General features: G+C 71.9%; 14 protein-coding genes. 2 read left to right on the top strand and 12 right to left on the bottom strand.

What is annotated here, in order from left to right:
- Nucleotides 1-2: 2 nt before the first annotated feature.
- Nucleotides 3-572 (bottom strand): dienelactone hydrolase family protein, encoded by a 570-nt coding sequence (locus IF99_RS0102285; RefSeq protein WP_030994583.1) that lies wholly within the window; start codon nucleotides 570-572, stop codon nucleotides 3-5.
- A gap of 80 nt (nucleotides 573-652) precedes the next feature.
- On the opposite strand from IF99_RS0102285, the gene IF99_RS0102280 reads away from it, so the two are divergent.
- Nucleotides 653-1,975, top strand: coding sequence for a mechanosensitive ion channel family protein (locus IF99_RS0102280; protein ID WP_030994582.1), 1,323 nt, complete (start codon nucleotides 653-655; stop codon nucleotides 1,973-1,975).
- Nucleotides 1,976-2,175: 200 nt separating this feature from the next.
- On the opposite strand, the gene IF99_RS0102275 is transcribed toward IF99_RS0102280, so the two are convergent.
- The 5 genes from IF99_RS0102275 to IF99_RS0102255 form a co-directional block, all read right to left on the bottom strand.
- Nucleotides 2,176-3,762, bottom strand: a complete 1,587-nt coding sequence (locus tag IF99_RS0102275; protein ID WP_030994581.1) for a Na+/H+ antiporter — start codon at nucleotides 3,760-3,762, stop codon at nucleotides 2,176-2,178.
- Nucleotides 3,763-3,926: 164 nt separating this feature from the next.
- Nucleotides 3,927-4,430 carry a GNAT family N-acetyltransferase gene (locus IF99_RS0102270; protein ID WP_051703325.1) on the bottom strand — a complete coding sequence of 168 codons (504 nt, stop codon included), beginning with the start codon at nucleotides 4,428-4,430 and terminating at the stop codon, nucleotides 3,927-3,929.
- A gap of 15 nt (nucleotides 4,431-4,445) precedes the next feature.
- Nucleotides 4,446-5,387: an RluA family pseudouridine synthase gene (locus tag IF99_RS0102265; RefSeq protein ID WP_030994579.1), complete on the bottom strand. Its 942-nt coding sequence runs from the start codon at nucleotides 5,385-5,387 to the stop codon at nucleotides 4,446-4,448.
- Nucleotides 5,388-5,429: 42 nt separating this feature from the next.
- Complete coding sequence (lspA, locus tag IF99_RS0102260; RefSeq protein ID WP_030994578.1) at nucleotides 5,430-6,032, bottom strand: signal peptidase II; 603 nt, start codon at nucleotides 6,030-6,032, stop codon at nucleotides 5,430-5,432.
- A 294-nt stretch (nucleotides 6,033-6,326) separates the two neighbouring features.
- Nucleotides 6,327-6,752, bottom strand: a complete 426-nt coding sequence (locus IF99_RS0102255) for a TraR/DksA family transcriptional regulator (RefSeq protein WP_234340553.1) — start codon at nucleotides 6,750-6,752, stop codon at nucleotides 6,327-6,329.
- A gap of 566 nt (nucleotides 6,753-7,318) precedes the next feature.
- On the opposite strand from IF99_RS0102255, the gene ileS reads away from it, so the two are divergent.
- Nucleotides 7,319-10,465, top strand: coding sequence for an isoleucine--tRNA ligase (ileS, locus tag IF99_RS0102250; protein ID WP_030994576.1), 3,147 nt, complete (start codon nucleotides 7,319-7,321; stop codon nucleotides 10,463-10,465).
- Between the two features lie 163 nt (nucleotides 10,466-10,628).
- On the opposite strand, the gene IF99_RS31950 is transcribed toward ileS, so the two are convergent.
- The 6 genes from IF99_RS31950 to ftsZ form a co-directional block, all read right to left on the bottom strand.
- Nucleotides 10,629-11,948: a DivIVA domain-containing protein gene (locus IF99_RS31950; RefSeq protein ID WP_037826320.1), complete on the bottom strand. Its 1,320-nt coding sequence runs from the start codon at nucleotides 11,946-11,948 to the stop codon at nucleotides 10,629-10,631.
- Between the two features lie 55 nt (nucleotides 11,949-12,003).
- Nucleotides 12,004-12,297: a YggT family protein gene (locus IF99_RS0102235; RefSeq protein WP_030994573.1), complete on the bottom strand. Its 294-nt coding sequence runs from the start codon at nucleotides 12,295-12,297 to the stop codon at nucleotides 12,004-12,006.
- 68 nt (nucleotides 12,298-12,365) lie between these two features.
- Nucleotides 12,366-12,974, bottom strand: a complete 609-nt coding sequence (locus tag IF99_RS0102230; RefSeq protein WP_030994572.1) for a cell division protein SepF — start codon at nucleotides 12,972-12,974, stop codon at nucleotides 12,366-12,368.
- Nucleotides 12,975-13,098: 124 nt separating this feature from the next.
- Nucleotides 13,099-13,833: a YggS family pyridoxal phosphate-dependent enzyme gene (locus tag IF99_RS0102225; protein ID WP_030994571.1), complete on the bottom strand. Its 735-nt coding sequence runs from the start codon at nucleotides 13,831-13,833 to the stop codon at nucleotides 13,099-13,101.
- A 6-nt stretch (nucleotides 13,834-13,839) separates the two neighbouring features.
- Nucleotides 13,840-14,568 (bottom strand): peptidoglycan editing factor PgeF, encoded by a 729-nt coding sequence (gene pgeF / locus IF99_RS0102220; RefSeq protein WP_030994570.1) that lies wholly within the window; start codon nucleotides 14,566-14,568, stop codon nucleotides 13,840-13,842.
- Entirely contained in the window at nucleotides 14,565-15,782 is a 1,218-nt protein-coding gene (gene ftsZ, locus IF99_RS0102215) for a cell division protein FtsZ (RefSeq protein WP_030994569.1), read from the bottom strand. Before ftsZ ends, pgeF begins: the two co-directional genes overlap by 4 nt.
- Between the last annotated feature and the right edge of the window lie 324 nt (nucleotides 15,783-16,106).

Here is a 16,106-nt window from a genome sequence, read left to right as displayed (position 1 = left end):
TCCTACAGGCTGTCCAGGAACGCGAGCGCCGTGCGCCACGTGCTCGCGGCCGCCTCGGCGTCGTAGTCGGGAAGCCCCGGGTCGGTGTAGAGGTGGCCCGCTCCCGGGTAGCGGTAGATCTCCACGTCGGCGCCCGCGCGGCGCATCTGCGGATACCACAGGCTCAGCCACTCGTGGGTCTCGGCCGGGTCGGGATCGGCGACGTGCAGCTGCACGGGCAGGTCGTCCACAGCCGCGTCCTCACGCAGGTCCGACGTGCCGTGGAGGAGGAGCAGACCGCGGGCGTTCTCGTCGCCGAGCGCCAGGTTCTGCGCGAGGGCGCCGCCGAGGGAGAAACCGGCGTAGACGAGTCCTTTGTCACTGTAGGGCGCGGCTGCCTTGACGGCCCTGGTCAGGAGCCGGTCGTTGCCGATCGACTCGCGCAGGGCGGCGGCCTCCTCCTCCGTCTCCACCGTTTGCCCCTCGTACAGGTCGGGCACGCGCACCTGGTGTCCGGCCGCCCGCAGCCGGTCGGCGGCCTCGTGCACAGCCGGTCGCAGTCCGTAGGCGGAGTGAAAAAGCAGGATGTCCATGACCGTCATCCTGCCAGCGCCCCCGGCCCGGACGCGCCAGGCCCCGGGGGCCGACCGAGACCCGGAGACCTTTGACCCCCATGGAAGAGATCCTGCGTCCCGTCCTCGTCATCGGCGGTTCCGTCCTGCTCACGCTGCTGCTCGGCTGGGGTTCGGACCGGCTGCTCGCGCGGGCGGCGGTACGGCACAACGACACCCCGCTGTGGGAGAAGCTGCGCGAGTGCCGGGTGCCCTGGCAGGTGCTGCTGCTCGCGGCGCTGCTGCGCGGCAGCTACCGGGAGATCACCTGGAACGTGGTGGAGCGCTTCGACGGCGCGATCGGGCTGCTCCTGACCCTCGTCCTCATCGGGGCGACGGCGTGGCTCCTGGTCCGGGTCGTCTCCACGGTCCTGGAGTCCTCGTACGCGCGGTACGCGGCGACGACGCACGACGCGGCGCGGGTGCGCAGGGTCCGTACGCAGATGACGCTCATCATGCGGATCGTCACGGCCCTCGTCATCGTCATCGCGGTCGCCTCGATGCTCATGGCCTTCCCCGATCTGCGGACGGCGGGGAAGTCGGTGCTCGCCTCGGCGGGGATCATCGGGATCGTCGCGGGTGTCGCCGCGCAGTCGACCCTCGGCAACCTCTTCTCCGGCTTCCAGATCGCCTTCGGCGACATGGTCCGGATCGGGGACACGGTGGTCGTGGACGGCGAGTGGGGCGTCGTCGAGGAGGTCACCCTGACGTTCCTCGCGGTGCGCACGTGGGACGAGCGGCGCATCACGATGCCGGTGTCGTACTTCACCTCGCGGCCCTTCGAGAACTGGTCGCGCGGCGGCGCGCAGATGTCCGGCACCGTCTTCTTCCACCTCGACCACTCGGCCCCCCTCCCGCTCATGCGCGAGGAGTTGCGGCGCGTCCTCGCCGACTGCCCGGCCTGGGACGGCCGCGACTGGAGCCTCGCCGTCACGGACACGACGCCGACGACGATCGAGGTACGGGCCGTGGTCACGGCGAAGGACGCGGACGACATCTGGACGGTGCGGGTCGTGGTCCGCGAGCGGCTCATCGCCTGGCTCAGCGCGCACCACCCGTACGCCCTGCCGAGCGTCGCCACCGTCCCCGCGGCCGAGCCCCCGGCCACCTCCCCCTCGCCCGGCCTGCGCAAGGACACCCAGCCGCGCCCCTCGGAGGTCCACAGCAACAACGCGGCGGACTACCCGCTGCGCGAGGACGGCCACGACCTCCCGGCGGACGACGACGCGCACAGGGACGAGGAGGGCACGAGGGCGCCCGCCCGCCACGCGGACACGGCGGACGCGCACGTCGAGGGCCACCGCGCACGCGACCCGCACGACCGGGTCCACGCTCCCGCCCCCCGCCGCCACGACGCGCGCCCGGGAGCGCCGCGCAAGCGGTAGCCGGGGTCGGCGTCCGGCGCCCACAGCGGGCGCGCCCTCTCCTTCCGGTGGCCCAGGTCCGCGCCGCCGTGGGCGACCGGGTCCCGCGCCCTCGTCCACGGGACGAACGACCCCGCACGACACCGCTGTGCCCGAGACCCGGGGGCCCAGGGGTGGAGCCCCGCGAGGACGGCTCCACGGCCTGGAGGGGGCGGCTCCCGTCAGTGCAGGGACCGCACGTCGAGCTGCCGCAACACCCGGTCCACGATCTCCGGGTCCGCCCCCGGCTCGCTCCGCGCGGAAAGCACCGCGTGCCGCGCCGCCGACATCATCTCCTTCTGCACCTTCCTGAACGCCTTCACGCGCTCCACGCGCTGCGCGAGGTGCTCGCGCCGCTCGTCGTCCATGATCTCCGGGCTGATCCGCGCCCCGATGTCGAAGGCACCGCGCTGGAGGCGCTCGATGACGTCGTCGGGAAGATCCTGGACGCCCTCGATCTCGTGGAGCCTGCGCCGGGCCGCCTTCGCCGCGCGGATGGCGAGGTCGTGCTCGATCTGCCGCTCGGCGTCCGTATCGGCCCGTACCCCGAGCCTGCGCACGAGCCACGGCAGCGTGAGCCCCTGGAAGACGAGGGTGACCATGATGACGCAGAAGGCGATGAAGATCAGCTCGTCGCGCCCCGGGAAGGCGTCGCCCACGTCGGTCGTGAGCGGGATGGCGAGGGCCAGGGCGACCGAGGCGACCCCCCGCATCCCCGCCCACCACATGACGACGGTCTCGCGCCAGCTCGTCGGGATGTCCTCCGCGACATCGCGCTTCTGGTGCAGCCGCTGCGCCAGCCAGCCGGCGGGCAGCAGCCACAGGAACCGTACGCCGATGACGACGACCGCCACGAGCAGGCCCCAGCCGATCATCTCCCAGACCCGGTCGCCTGCCGTGCCGAAGACCGTGTGCAGTTCGAGGCCGATGAGCCCGAAGGCGATCCCGGTGACGAGCGTGTCGACGACCTGCCAGAAGGTCTGCCCGGTGATCCGCCCGAGGACGTCGTCGGCGTCGAGCGCGTACTCGGAGAGGAAGAGCGCCGTGGTGAGCACGGCGAGCACGCCCGAGCCGTGCAGCTCCTCGGCGAGGACGTAGCTGACGAACGGGACGAGGAGGGTGAGGCCGGTCTGGAGGGTCGCGTCGCCGAGGAAGTCGAGGAGCCTGCTGGTGAGCCAGCCGAGCGCGAGGCCGACCGCGACGGCGACGGCCGCCGAGAGGAAGAAGAGGCCCACGGCCGAGGGGAGCGAGAAGCTGCCGCCGACCGCCGCGCCGATCGCGACGTGGTAGAGCACGATCGCGGTGACGTCGTTGAAGAGACCCTCGCCCTCCAGGATGGAGACGAGGCGGCGGGGCAGCCCCAGCGAGCCGGCCACGGCGGTCGCGGCGACCGGGTCGGGCGGGGCGACGAGCGCGCCGAGCGCGACGGCGGCGGCGAGCGGCAGGCCCGGGACGATCGCGCTGGCCACGGCGGCGACGGCGGCCGTCGTGACGAAGACGAGCGCGACGGCGAGCAGGAAGATGGGCCGTCTGTTCGCCGCGAACTGGCGCCAGGACGTCCGTTGCACCGCCGCGTAGAGCAGGGGCGGCAGGACGAGGGGCAGGATGAACTCGGGCGGGATGTTGACGTTCGGCACGAAGGGCAGGAGCGCGAGAACGACCCCGAGGAGCGTCATCAGCACGGGGGCGGGCAGCCCGAGTCTGTCCCCGAGCGGCACCGTGAGCACGGCTCCGAGCAGCAGCAGGATCAGCAGCGCCAGTTGGTCCACGGCGGGGGCCTCCCAGGGGGCTCAGAGGTACGGGCCACCCCTCCACCAGAGCCGATCCTCACCGGGATCACCCCCGAGGGGTACCCCCCAGCCTCCCATGGGTGTTTCTTTACCGAACAAGTGGGTGGCGGCCCCCACGGCCCCGTGGCCGGTGGCCCCCGGCCTCAGACAGCCTTCCGCATCGCCCGGTGTTCGATCCCGGCTTCGAGGTAAGTCCCCCCGTACGCCACGTATCCGAGCCGCTCGTAGAAACCGAGCGCGTGCGTCTGCGCGTGCAGGTCCACGCTCGTGAGCCCGTGCCCGGCGGCGAGCCGCTCGATCGCGGTGACGAGCGCGGCCCCGGCCCCGCCGCCCCGGGCCGCGCCGCGCACGGCGAGCCGTCCGAGCGAGCCCGCCCCCGCCGTGTGCCCGGTCGGCTCCCACGCCGCCTCGCCGTGCAGCAGCCGCCCGGCGCCGAGCGGGGTGCCGTCCTCGGCGACCGCGAGGACGTGCGCGGCCCCGGCGTCGAGCGCGTCGTACTCCAGGTCCTCGGGCACGCCCTGCTCCTGGACGAAGACCTCCTTGCGCACGAGGAAGCAGGCCGCGCGGTCCTCCTCGCTCTCCGCCCGCCGCACGACGTAGGCGGTGCCGTCGGGCAGCGTGCCCCCGGCGAGCGTCCCCTCGCTCACAGCGCCTCCTCCCGCTCAGCGGCTCTCGGCGCGGACCCGGTCCAGGGCGCGCTGGAGGTCCTCGGGGTACTCGCTCGCGTACTCGACCCAGTCGCCGGTGCCGGGGTGGGTGAAGCCGAGGCGGACGGCGTGGAGCCACTGCCGGGTGAGGCCGAGCCGCTTGGCGAGCGTGGGGTCGGCCCCGTAGGTGAGGTCGCCGACGCAGGGGTGGCGGTGCGCGGACATGTGCACGCGGATCTGGTGGGTGCGGCCCGTCTCCAGCTTGACGTCGAGGAGGGACGCGGCGCGGAACGCCTCGACGAGGTCGTAGTGGGTGACCGACGCCTTCCCCTCGGCCGTCACGGCCCACTTGTAGTCGTGCTGCGGGTGACGGCCGATGGGCGCGTCGATGGTGCCCGAGGTCGGGTCGGGGTGGCCCTGGACGAGCGTGTGGTAGCGCTTGTCGACCGTGCGGACCCGGAACTGGTTCTTGAGCGAGGTGTACGCGTGCTCGGACTTGGCGACCACCATGAGCCCGGAGGTGCCCACGTCGAGGCGGTGCACGATGCCCTGGCGCTCGGCGGCGCCCGAGGTGGAGATGCGGTACCCGGCGGCGGCGAGGCCGCCGATCACGGTCGGTCCCGTCCAGCCGGGGCTGGGGTGCGCGGCGACACCGACGGGCTTCATGATCACCACGACGTCCTCGTCGTCGTGGACGATCTCCATGCCCTCGACCGGCTCGGCGACGACCCGGACGGGCGCGGCGGCCGGCGGCATCTCGACCTCCAGCCAGGCGCCGCCGCGCACCCGCTCGGACTTGCCCACCACCGAGCCGTCGACCTGCACCTTTCCGCCCGCCGCCAGCTCAGCGGCCTTGGTGCGGGAGAAGCCGAACATGCGCGAGAGGGCGGCGTCGACACGCTCGCCCTCCAGGCCGTCGGGGACGGGAAGGGTACGGACCTCGGGAATAGCGCTCACCCGTCGAGTATGCCGGACGGGTGAGCCGGGCCGGTACGGGAGCTACTCGCCCCTGCTCTCGGCCTTCTCCTCGGACGCCTCCCCGGCCTCTTCGGTCTTCTCGGCCTTCTCGTCCCGGTGCCTGGTGCCGTCCGGGTCGAGGCCGCGGAAGGAGAGCAGGACGATGAGGACGCCGCCGCACACGATCGCGGAGTCCGCGAGGTTGAAGACCGCGTAGCCCTTGGGCGCGATGAAGTCGACGACGGCGCCCCGGAAGACGCCCGGGGAGCGGAAGACGCGGTCCGTCAGGTTGCCGAGAGCTCCGCCGAGGAGCAGCCCGAGCGCGATGGCCCAGGGCAGGCTGTACAGCTTGCGGGCGAGCCGGGCGATCACGACGATGACACCGGCGGCGATGACCGTGAAGACGATCGTGTACGCCTCGCCCATCGAGAAGGCGGCCCCGGAGTTCCGGATCGCGGTGAACCGCAGCCAGTCCCCCACGACCTGCACGGACCCGTCCCCGTGCCCCTCCAGCTTCGCGACCACGAGCAGCTTGCTCACGAGGTCGACGGCGTACACGAGCACGGCCACCGCGAACAGCGCGAGCACACGCCGCGACCCCTTGCCCGCGTGAACTCTCTCGATGGTGCGCTCCACCTCAGCCACGTGCCGTCCTCACACCCGATGAACCGAACGGCTCCGAGCGTACGTCACAACCCCAAAACCCCACCCGCCCCCAGCCCCCGGGGCAGCCCCACCCAACCACCCCCTCCGGCACGTGAGGAGCGGGGCCCGGCACGAAGCCCCACCCAAACCAACCCCTCCGGCGCTTGAGGAGCGGGGCTTGGGGCGGAGCCCCAAACCGGGGCCCGGGGCGGAGCCCCGAAACGGGGCCCGGGGCGGAGCCCCGAAACGGGGCCCGGGGCGAAGCCCCGGCCCCCCGCCCGGCCCCCCGAGGCGTCAGCGCCGCTCCGACTTCTGCTTGCAGTCCACGCACAGAATCGCGTGCGGAAACGCCTGCATCCGCGCCTTCCCGATCGGCTTCCCGCAGTTCTCGCACACCCCGTACGTCCCCGCGTCCATCCGCAGCAGCGCCCGCTCCGTCTGTTCGAGCCGCTCCCGCGAGCTCGCGGCCAGCGCCAGCTCGTGTTCCCGGGTCACGTTCTTCGTCCCGGTGTCCGCCTCGTCGTCCCCCGCCCCGTCCGCGGAGTCCCGCATCAGGCTCGCGAGGTCCGCCTCGGCCGTCTCCAGCTCGGCCCGCAGCTCGGCGATCTCCTGCTCCAGGCCCTGCCGCGCCTCGGCGGCCTCCTCGGCCGTCCAGGGGTCCTCACCAGGCCGTACCGCCAGTTCAGCGGGATCCGTCGCTCCGCCGCGCGTAGTGGGCACGATCTCCTCCATCACCTTCGTCGTACCGCTTGCCGCAGACGCAGCACCGGACCGGCCTGCGATATTCCTGTTCCTGCCCCCGTGGACGCGGAACAGCCCCGCACACACGGTGGTGGGACGATAAATCGACATCCCCCGCACGGCAACGGACCACGCCGCCCCCGCGCGTCGCGCGCCCCCGCGCGCCCTCCCGCGGCGGCCCCCTCCCCGCGGGGCGGCGGGCCGCGTGGCCCCCGTCCGAAGCCGTGGCGGCCCGCCCACCCCGTACCCGTACACTTGCGGCAGCGAAACACAGGTGTGGATGGGGACGAGTAGCGCCGAGAAGCGGCCAGGAGCGACCCGGGGACGGTGGAAGCCCGGGGGCACGCGCGTCGCGAAGATCACCCCCGGAGCCGCCGGAGGAAAGCCAGGGGTGAGTGCCCCGTGGCCGTAGAACCGGCTTCGCGGACCCAATGAGGGGGCCGCAGGGCAGTCGTCCGGTGGCCAAGGAGGGTGGTACCGCGGGAGCGCGTCGGCTCTCGTCCCTCCGACGGAAGAGCAGATCCGCCGGAGGAGCAGCGAGCCCCATGACGACCCCGCCGCAGTACCGACCCGTCCCCGCCCAGGTGGACCTCCCCGCCCTTGAGCACGAGGTGCTCGCCCTGTGGCGCGAGCGGGACACCTTCGCCAAGACGCTCGCCCAGTCCGAGGGCCGCCCCGAGTGGGTCTTCTACGAGGGCCCGCCGACCGCCAACGGCATGCCGGGCGCCCACCACATCGAGGCGCGCGTCTTCAAGGACGTCTTCCCGCGCTACCGCACGATGCGCGGCTACCACGTGGGCCGCAAGGCCGGCTGGGACTGCCACGGCCTGCCGGTCGAGCTGGCGGTCGAGAAGGAGCTCGGCTTCACGGGCAAGAAGGACATCGAGGCGTACGGCATCGCCGAGTTCAACGCCAAGTGCCGCGAGTCCGTGACCCGCCACACCGACGCCTTCACCGAGCTGACGACCCGCATGGGCTACTGGCTCGACGTCGACCAGGCCTACCGCACGATGGACCCCGAGTACGTCGAGTCCGTGTGGTGGTCGCTGAAGCAGATCTTCGACAAGGGTCTCCTGGTCGAGGACTACCGCGTCGCCCCCTGGTGCCCGAAGGACGAGACGGGCCTCTCGGACCACGAGCTGGCGCAGGGCTACGAGACCGTCGTCGACCCCTCGGTCTACGTGCGCCTCCCGCTCACCTCCGGCCCGCTCGCCGGGAACACCGCGCTGCTCGTGTGGACGACGACGCCGTGGACGCTCGTCTCGAACACCGCCGTCGCCGCGCACCCCGAGGTCTCCTACGTCGTCGCGACGGACGGGACCGAACGCCTCCTCGTCGCCGAACCGCTCCTGGAGAAGGCCCTCGGCGAGGGCTGGGAGGCGACCGGCGAGCGGTACACGGGCGCGGAGATGGAGCGCTGGACCTACCAGCGCCCCTTCGAGCTGATCGCGTTCCCCGAGGCCGCGCACTACGTCGTCAACGACGCGTACGTGACGACCGAGGACGGCACCGGGCTCGTCCACCAGTCCCCCGCCTTCGGCGCGGACGACCTGCGCGTGTGCCGCGCCTACGGCCTCCCGGTCGTCAACCCGGTCCGCTCCAACGGCACCTTCGCCGAGGACGTACCGCTCGTCGGCGGCCAGTTCTTCAAGAAGGCCGACGAGGACCTCGTCGCCGACCTGCGGGCGCGCGGCCTGCTCTTCAAGCACGTGCCGTACGAGCACAGCTACCCGCACTGCTGGCGCTGCCACACCGCGCTGCTCTACTACGCGCAGCCCTCCTGGTACATCCGCACGACCGCCGTGCGCGACCGGCTCCTGGAGGAGAACGAGAAGACCAACTGGCACCCGGAGAGCGTCAAGCACGGCCGCTTCGGCGACTGGCTGAAGAACAACGTGGACTGGGCGCTCTCGCGCAAGCGCTACTGGGGCACCCCGCTGCCCGTCTGGCGCTGCCCGGACGGCCACCTCACGTGCGTCGGCTCGCTCGCCGAGCTGAGCGAGCTGACCGGCACCGACCAGTCGGGCCTGGACCCGCACCGCCCGTACATCGACGCGGTCACCTTCGCCTGCCCCGACTGCGGCACCGTGGCCCAGCGCGTCGATGAGGTCATCGACGCCTGGTACGACTCGGGTTCGATGCCGTTCGCGCAGTGGGGCTACCCGTACCGCAACAAGGAGCTGTTCGAGGCGCGCTACCCCGCGCAGTTCATCTCCGAGGCGATCGACCAGACCCGCGGCTGGTTCTACACGCTGATGGCGATCGGCACGCTCGTCTTCGACAAGTCCTCGTACGAGAACGTCGTCTGCCTCGGCCACATCCTCGCCGAGGACGGCCGCAAGATGTCCAAGCACCTGGGCAACATCCTCCAGCCGATCCCGCTCATGGACCAGCACGGCGCCGACGCGGTCCGCTGGTTCATGGCGGCGGGCGGTTCGCCGTGGGCGGCGCGCCGCGTCGGGCACGGCACGATCCAGGAGGTCGTCCGCAAGACGCTCCTCACGTACTGGAACACGGTGGCCTTCCAGGCCCTGTACGCCCGTACGTCGGGCTGGGCGCCCTCGGCCGCCGATCCGGCCCCCGCCGAGCGCCCCGTCATCGACCGCTGGCTCCTGTCCGAGCTGCACAAGCTCACCGCCGGGGTCACCGAGGCACTGGAGTCGTACGACACCCACCGCACCGGACAGCTCCTCTCCTCCTTCGTCGACGACCTCTCCAACTGGTACGTGCGCCGTTCGCGCCGCCGCTTCTGGCAGGGCGACAAGGCGGCGCTGCGCACCCTGCACGAGGTCGTCGAGACGGTGACGCGGCTCATGGCGCCGCTCGTCCCGTTCGTCACCGAGCGGGTCTGGCAGGACCTCGTCGTCTCCGTGGACGCCTCGGCGCCCGAGTCGGTGCACATGGCGTCCTGGCCCGAGGCGGACCTCGCGGCCGTGGACGAGGAGCTGTCCCGGCAGATGGCGCTCGTGCGGCGGCTCGTGGAGCTGGGGCGGGCCACGCGCGCCGAGTCGGGCGTCAAGACCCGGCAGCCGCTGAGCCGCGCGCTCATCGCGGCGACGGGCTTCGAGACGCTCGGCGAGGAGCTGCGGGCGCAGATCGCGGAGGAGCTGAACGTCGCGGGGCTCGCCTCGCTCGGCGAGGTCGGCGCCTCGCTCGTGGACACGAGCGCGAAGGCGAACTTCCGGGCGCTCGGCAAGCGGTTCGGCAAGGGTGTGCAGGCGGTCGCGAAGGCGGTCGCCGACGCGGACGCGGCGGCGCTCTCGGCTTCCCTGCGCGAGAGCGGCACGGCGACGGTCCTCGTGGACGGCGCCGAGGTCGTCCTCTCGCCCGAGGAGGTCTTCCTGACGGAGACCCCGCGCGAGGGCTGGGCGGTCGCGTCCGAGGCGGGCGCGACGGTCGCCCTCGACCTGGAGATCACCGAGGAGCTGCGCCGCGCGGGCCTGGCCCGTGACGCGATCCGCCTCGTCCAGGAGGCCCGCAAGAACAGCGGCCTCGACGTGGCCGACCGCATCGCCCTGCGCTGGGCCACGCGGGACCCGGCCCTGGCCGAGGCCCTGCGCGAGCACGCGACGCTGATCGCGGACGAGGTCCTGGCCACGGAGTACGCGGAGGGCGAGCCGACCGACGAGTACGGCAAGCCGTTCGAGGACGCGGGTCTCGGGCTGACGTTCGCGCTGCGCAAGGTCGGCTGAGGCTGTTACAGCCCCTCCGGTACAGCCCCTCCGGCGATGGAGGAGCGGGGTCCGGGGCGGAGCCCCGCAACGGCCCCCGCTCCAGGGCCCTCATACACAACCGGCCCCCCAGGTCGAAGACCTGGGGGGCCGGTGAATGCCGACATCTACCGCCGCGACCGGCTCAGTTGTCGTCCTCGTCGATCAGGAACCCCCGCATCGGGGACGGCGCCTGCTGCATCGGCTGCGGCGCCTGCGGCCGCACCGGTGCCATCGGCTGCGTCATCGCCGGGGACATCTGCTGCTGCCCGCCCCCGTACGAGGGACCGGCCGAAGGCGGCGTGGGACCACCCATCGGGCCGGGACCGTTGTGCCCGCCCCCGAAGGAGGACGCACCGGCCGGGGCCATGGAGGGCGAGGGGGAGGGCGGCAGCGACGGCGTCGAGGAGACACGCGGCGGGGCGAGCGAGTCGTCCGACTGCGTCTCCAGCTGGCGCAGCTGCGACTCCAGGTAGGACTTCAGCCGCGTGCGGTATTCGCGTTCGAAGCCGCGCAGGTCCTCGACCTTGCGCTCCAGCGTGGCGCGCGCGGACTCCAGGGAGCCCATCGCGACACGGTGCTTCTCCTGCGCGTCCCGCTCCAGGGCGTCCGCCTTGGCACGGGCGTCGCGCTCCAGACCCTCGGCCCGGCTGCGCGCCTCACCGACGATCTTGTTGGCCTCGGAACGCGCCTCGGCGATCGCCTGGTCGGCGGTCTGCTGGGCGAGCGAGAGGACACGCGCGGCGCTGTCGCCACCGGGACCCTGACCGGGCTGCGGCAGCTGGGGACCGCCGTGGCCGAGCGGGCCCACCATCTGCTGCTGCGGCTGGCCCATCTGCCCCTGCGGACCGCCCATCGGCCCCTGACCCATCGGGCCGGGCCCCTGCTGGCCCATCGGACCGGGACCCTGCTGCCCCATCGGGCCGGGGCCCTGCGGAGCCATCTGCCCCATGGGACCGGGACCCTGCGGGCCGCCCATCGGACCCTGGCCCATCGGGCCGGGACCCTGCGGACCGTGACCGCCGGGACCCGAGGGCAGCTGCGGAGCACCGGAGGGCAGCTGGGGCGGACCGCCCATGTGCTGCTGCTGCGGATGCTGCTGCTGACCCGGGTGCTGGGGCTGGCCGGGGTGCTGCGGCTGACCGGGGTGCTGGGGCTGCCCCGGGTGCTGCGGCTGTCCAGGATGCTGCTGCCCCTGCGGCGGACCCGATATGGCGGCGGGCCCGGGACCCTGCGGCCGTTCCGGCTGCTCGGGACCCTTGCGCATGTTCTGCTGCTGGTTCTGCGCGGCGGCACGCGTGGCTGCGGCGAGTTTCGCCCGCAGGTCCTCGTTCTCCCGCGCGAGCCTGGTGAGTTCGGCCTCCACCTCGTCGAGGAAGGCATCGACCTCGTCCTCGTCATAGCCTTCTCGGAGGCGGACGGTCGTGAACTGCTTGTTCCGCACGTCCTCGGGGGTCAATGGCATCTCTTCACCTCAACGTAGTCGTCGGCATTCGGCAAGAACGTAGTTGACATCGCGCTCACAGCCGGCTCACGACGGAGATCGATCTGATCAGGATGTAGACGATGATCATCAGTACGAAGAAGGACAGGTCGAGCGCCACGCCCCCGAGGCGCAACGGCGGGATGACCCGCCGCAGAAGCTTGAGTGGTGGATCGGTGACAGTGTAGGCGGCCTCCAAAACGACCACCATGGGCTTGCCCGGCTGCCAGGAGCGGGCGAACTGGAACACGTAGTCCATGACGAGCCGGAAGATCAGGACCAGCAGGAAACACATCAGCGCGATGTAGAGCACATCCAGCACGACGCTCATGAACGCTTCCCACTCCCCTGTCCTGCGAGCCCGCCGGCACGAACCGTTCCGTTGTGCGTCATTCGGTCTCAGCTCTGGTTGAAGAACCCGCCCTCTGCGATGCGAGCCTTGTCCTCCGCCGTTACATCGACGTTAGCAGGCGACAACAGGAAAACCTTCTGAGTCACTCGCTCGATGCTCCCGTGCAGGCCGAACACCAGACCGGCCGCGAAGTCGACAAGTCGCTTCGCGTCCGTGTCGTCCATCTCGGTCAGATTCATGATCACCGGCGTGCCCTCGCGGAAGTGTTCCCCGATGGTACGGGCTTCGTTGTAGGTCCGGGGGTGCAACGTCGTGATGCGGTACGGCTCCCGCTCCGAGACAACCTTGGGCATGATCACCGGCGCGTTCTTCTCCAGGCTGGGGCGTTCTGGTGTGATGGATGACACGGGCGCGATTCGTGCCGGGCGACCCGATTCCACGGGCAGCGACACGGGTTCGCGCGGGGCCGGAGGCTGGGCGGAACGCACCGGTTCGTCCGGTTCCGGCTCCTGGTGCGGCGGGTTGTGCCGCCTGCGGTCGCGCTCGGGCTCCGGCTCGGGCTCGAACTCGTCATCGGGGTCGAACCCCGGTCCGTCGTACCCATCGTCCTCCACGAGGCCGAGGTAGACCGCCATCTTGCGCATCGCGCCGGCCATGCTCTGAGTCCTCCGCTCTGTGGTGGATCGACAAGGACCACCTGCCCGCGATCCACGTGGTCTTTCCGCCTCTTTGACGGACAATGACCATATTTTGTGCTGTGGTCCGACTTGCTTGGCGACGTTACCCGAGGGGGGAACGCGCGCCGAGTATCGCGCTGCCGATCCGTACATGTGTCGCCCCGGCCGCGATCGCCTCCTCCAGGTCACCGCTCATCCCGGCGGAGACCATGGTGGCAGCCGGATGCGCGGCGCGCACGAGGCTCGCCAACTCCGCGAGCCGCGCGAAGGCCGCGCGCGCGTCGCCCGCGTAACTCCCCGCCAGCGGTGCCACGGTCATGAGTCCCGCGGGGCGGAGCCCGTCCGTGGCGGCGATGCGGTCCATGAGTTCCGGGACCTCGTCCGGGTGGGCCCCGCCGCGACCGGCGTGCGCCGCCGGATCGCCCTCGGCCTCCAGCGCGACCTGCACGAGCGCGCCGATCTCGCGCCCCTCGCGCACCGCCGCCGCCCCGAGGGCCCCGGCGAGCCGCGCCCGGTCCACGGAGTGCACGTACGAGGCGTACCGGGCAACCGACTTCGCCTTGTTGGTCTGCAACTGCCCGATGAAGTGCCACGTGAGCGGGAGGTCCGCGCACGCGGCGGCCTTCGGGGCCGCCTCCTGGTCGCGGTTCTCGCCGACCTGTTCGACGCCCAGCGAGGAGAGAAGACGCACATCGCTCGCCGGATAGGTCTTGGTGACCGCGATCAATGTCACGTCGCCGCGCGAACGGCCCGCCGCGGCGCACGCCGTGGCGATCCTCTCCTCCACTTTCGCGAGGTTCGCGGCGAGTTGTTCCCTGCGTTCCCTAAGGTCCGTCATGCCCCATCAGTCCAGCCACGCGTAGCCCGCGAGACGCCCGGTGACCCGGTCCCCGCGGTACGAGAAGTGATCCGCCGACTCCCGCGTGCAGGAGGGCGAGCGGCGCACCTCGCGCACGCCGAGCGCGTCGAGCTGGGCGAGCACTCCCGCCGCGATGTCGAGCGCCGGAGTGCCCCAGCTTGTTTCGGCGTACGCCCGGGGCGCGAGCGCGGCGACTTCGGCGCGCATCGCCTCGGGCACCTCGTAACACGCCCCGCAGATCGCCGGCCCGGTGCGAGCCACGATCCGTGCGGGCTCGGCCCCGAGATCCCGCATCGCCTCGACCGCCGCGGGGACGACCCCGGCGACGAGTCCGGGCCGTCCCGCGTGCGCGGCGCCCACGACCCCGGCGACGGGATCGGCGAGCAGGACGGGCACGCAGTCCGCGGTGAGCACCGCGAGCGCGAGCCCGCGCCGCGCGGTGACGACCGCGTCGACGGCGGGTACGGGCTTGTCCCCCCACGGCGCGTCCACGACCGCGACCTCGCGCCCGTGGACCTGGTTCATCCAGACCACGTGCGCGGGATCGAGGCCGAGGTCCTTGGCCGCGAGCGCCCGGTTGGCGTGCACCGCCTCGGGCGCGTCGCCGACCGCGCCACCGAGGTTGAGCTCCTCGTACGGAGCGGCGCTCACCCCGCCCCACCTGTCGGTGAAGGCGAAGTGCGCGCCGCCCGCCTCCTCGCGCGTGGCTATCACTTCAGGAAGTCCGGCACGTCCAGCTCCTCGGCCTGGCTGTCCGGGAAGGGACGGGCCGGGGGGACCGAGGGCTGCGGGACGTGCGGGGCGGGCGCCTCGTTGACCGGGGCCGGTTCGGGCTCCGGGCGGGGGGCCGGTTCCTCGCGCGGGGTGACGGAGCCGAGGCCGCCGAAGGCCGGACGGACCGGCTCGCTCGTACGGGCCTGCGGCTGCTCCTCGCGCTTGCCGGCGCTGGCACCGATCACGTTGTCCCGCTTGGCGGGGGGCTGGCCCCCGTCGAAGCCGGCCGCGATGACGGTGACCTTGACCTCGTCACCGAGGGCGTCGTCGATGACGGCGCCGAAGATGATGTTGGCCTCCGGGTGCGCGGCTTCGCTCACCAGCTGGGCCGCCTCGTTGATCTCGAAGAGACCGAGGTCGGAGCCGCCCGAGATGGACAGCAGGACCCCGCGCGCCCCGTCGATGGAGGCTTCGAGCAGCGGTGAGGAGATGGCCAGTTCGGCCGCCGCGACGGCACGGTCGTCGCCGCGTGCGGAGCCGATCCCCATGAGGGCGGAACCCGCCTCGCTCATCACGGACTTGACGTCCGCGAAGTCGAGGTTGATGAGCCCGGGGGTCGTGATCAGGTCGGTGATGCCCTGGACACCGGAGAGCAGGACCTGGTCCGCGGACTTGAACGCGTCCAGGACACTGACCTGCCGGTCCGAGATGGACAGCAGTCGGTCGTTGGGGATGACGATGAGGGTGTCGACCTCTTCGCGGAGTTCGGCGATGCCGTCCTCCGCCTGGTTGGCCCGGCGCCGCCCTTCGAAGGTGAAGGGCCGGGTGACCACGCCGATCGTGAGGGCGCCCAGGGAGCGTGCGATGTTGGCGACGACGGGTGCGCCGCCGGTGCCGGTGCCGCCACCTTCGCCCGCCGTGACGAAGACCATGTCGGCCCCCTTGAGGACCTCCTCGATCTCCTCGCGGTGGTCCTCGGCCGCCTTGCGGCCGACCGCCGGATTGGCGCCGGCTCCCAGTCCCCGGGTCAATTCGCGGCCGACGTCGAGCTTGACGTCGGCGTCGCTCATGAGCAGGGCCTGCGCGTCGGTGTTGATCGCGATGAACTCGACGCCCTTGAGCCCGACCTCGATCATCCGGTTGATGGCATTGACACCACCGCCGCCGACACCGATGACTTTGATGACTGCGAGGTAGTTCTGCGGTGCTGCCACGTCGAAGGCTGCCTCTCGCCTCGATTTACGTGTCGATGCTTCGCCGCCCGGCGTGCGTCGACTGATGCCGAATAAGGGACGGTCCGAAGCGCCGACCCGAACCCTCACCCTGAAGTTCAGGGTTACTCCCGTAAGAGTTCCCCTGTGTCCTACCCCAGTGAGAGAGGGTTACCAGTGTGTCTGTTGCTGGGACTTCGCTGACTGTTCCGAACAGGACACTAAGTCGACACGTGGCACGCGTTCAACGAACACGCCGAACCTCCCGTTTTTCTTTTCACCCTATGTGATCAGCCGTGGCGATGCCCAACCAGGGGTCAGTACCGC

The sequence above is a fragment of the Streptomyces sp. NRRL F-5630 genome (genome assembly GCF_000719475.1).
Taxonomy (GTDB): domain Bacteria; phylum Actinomycetota; class Actinomycetes; order Streptomycetales; family Streptomycetaceae; genus Streptomyces.
This window is presented reverse-complemented; position numbering and strand designations above follow the sequence as displayed.

Bases quoted from the DNA above. Each gene is read 5' to 3' on its own strand.
- ileS (WP_030994576.1), top strand. From the start codon at position 7,319: ATGACGACCCCGCCGCAGTACCGACCCGTCCCCGCCCAGGTGGACCTC.
- IF99_RS0102225 (WP_030994571.1), bottom strand. From the start codon at position 13,833: ATGACGGACCTTAGGGAACGCAGGGAACAACTCGCCGCGAACCTCGCG.
- IF99_RS0102280 (WP_030994582.1), top strand. From the start codon at position 653: ATGGAAGAGATCCTGCGTCCCGTCCTCGTCATCGGCGGTTCCGTCCTG.
- IF99_RS0102235 (WP_030994573.1), bottom strand. From the start codon at position 12,297: ATGAGCGTCGTGCTGGATGTGCTCTACATCGCGCTGATGTGTTTCCTG.
- IF99_RS31950 (WP_037826320.1), bottom strand. From the start codon at position 11,948: ATGCCATTGACCCCCGAGGACGTGCGGAACAAGCAGTTCACGACCGTC.
- IF99_RS0102285 (WP_030994583.1), bottom strand. From the start codon at position 572: ATGGACATCCTGCTTTTTCACTCCGCCTACGGACTGCGACCGGCTGTG.
- IF99_RS0102230 (WP_030994572.1), bottom strand. From the start codon at position 12,974: ATGGCCGGCGCGATGCGCAAGATGGCGGTCTACCTCGGCCTCGTGGAG.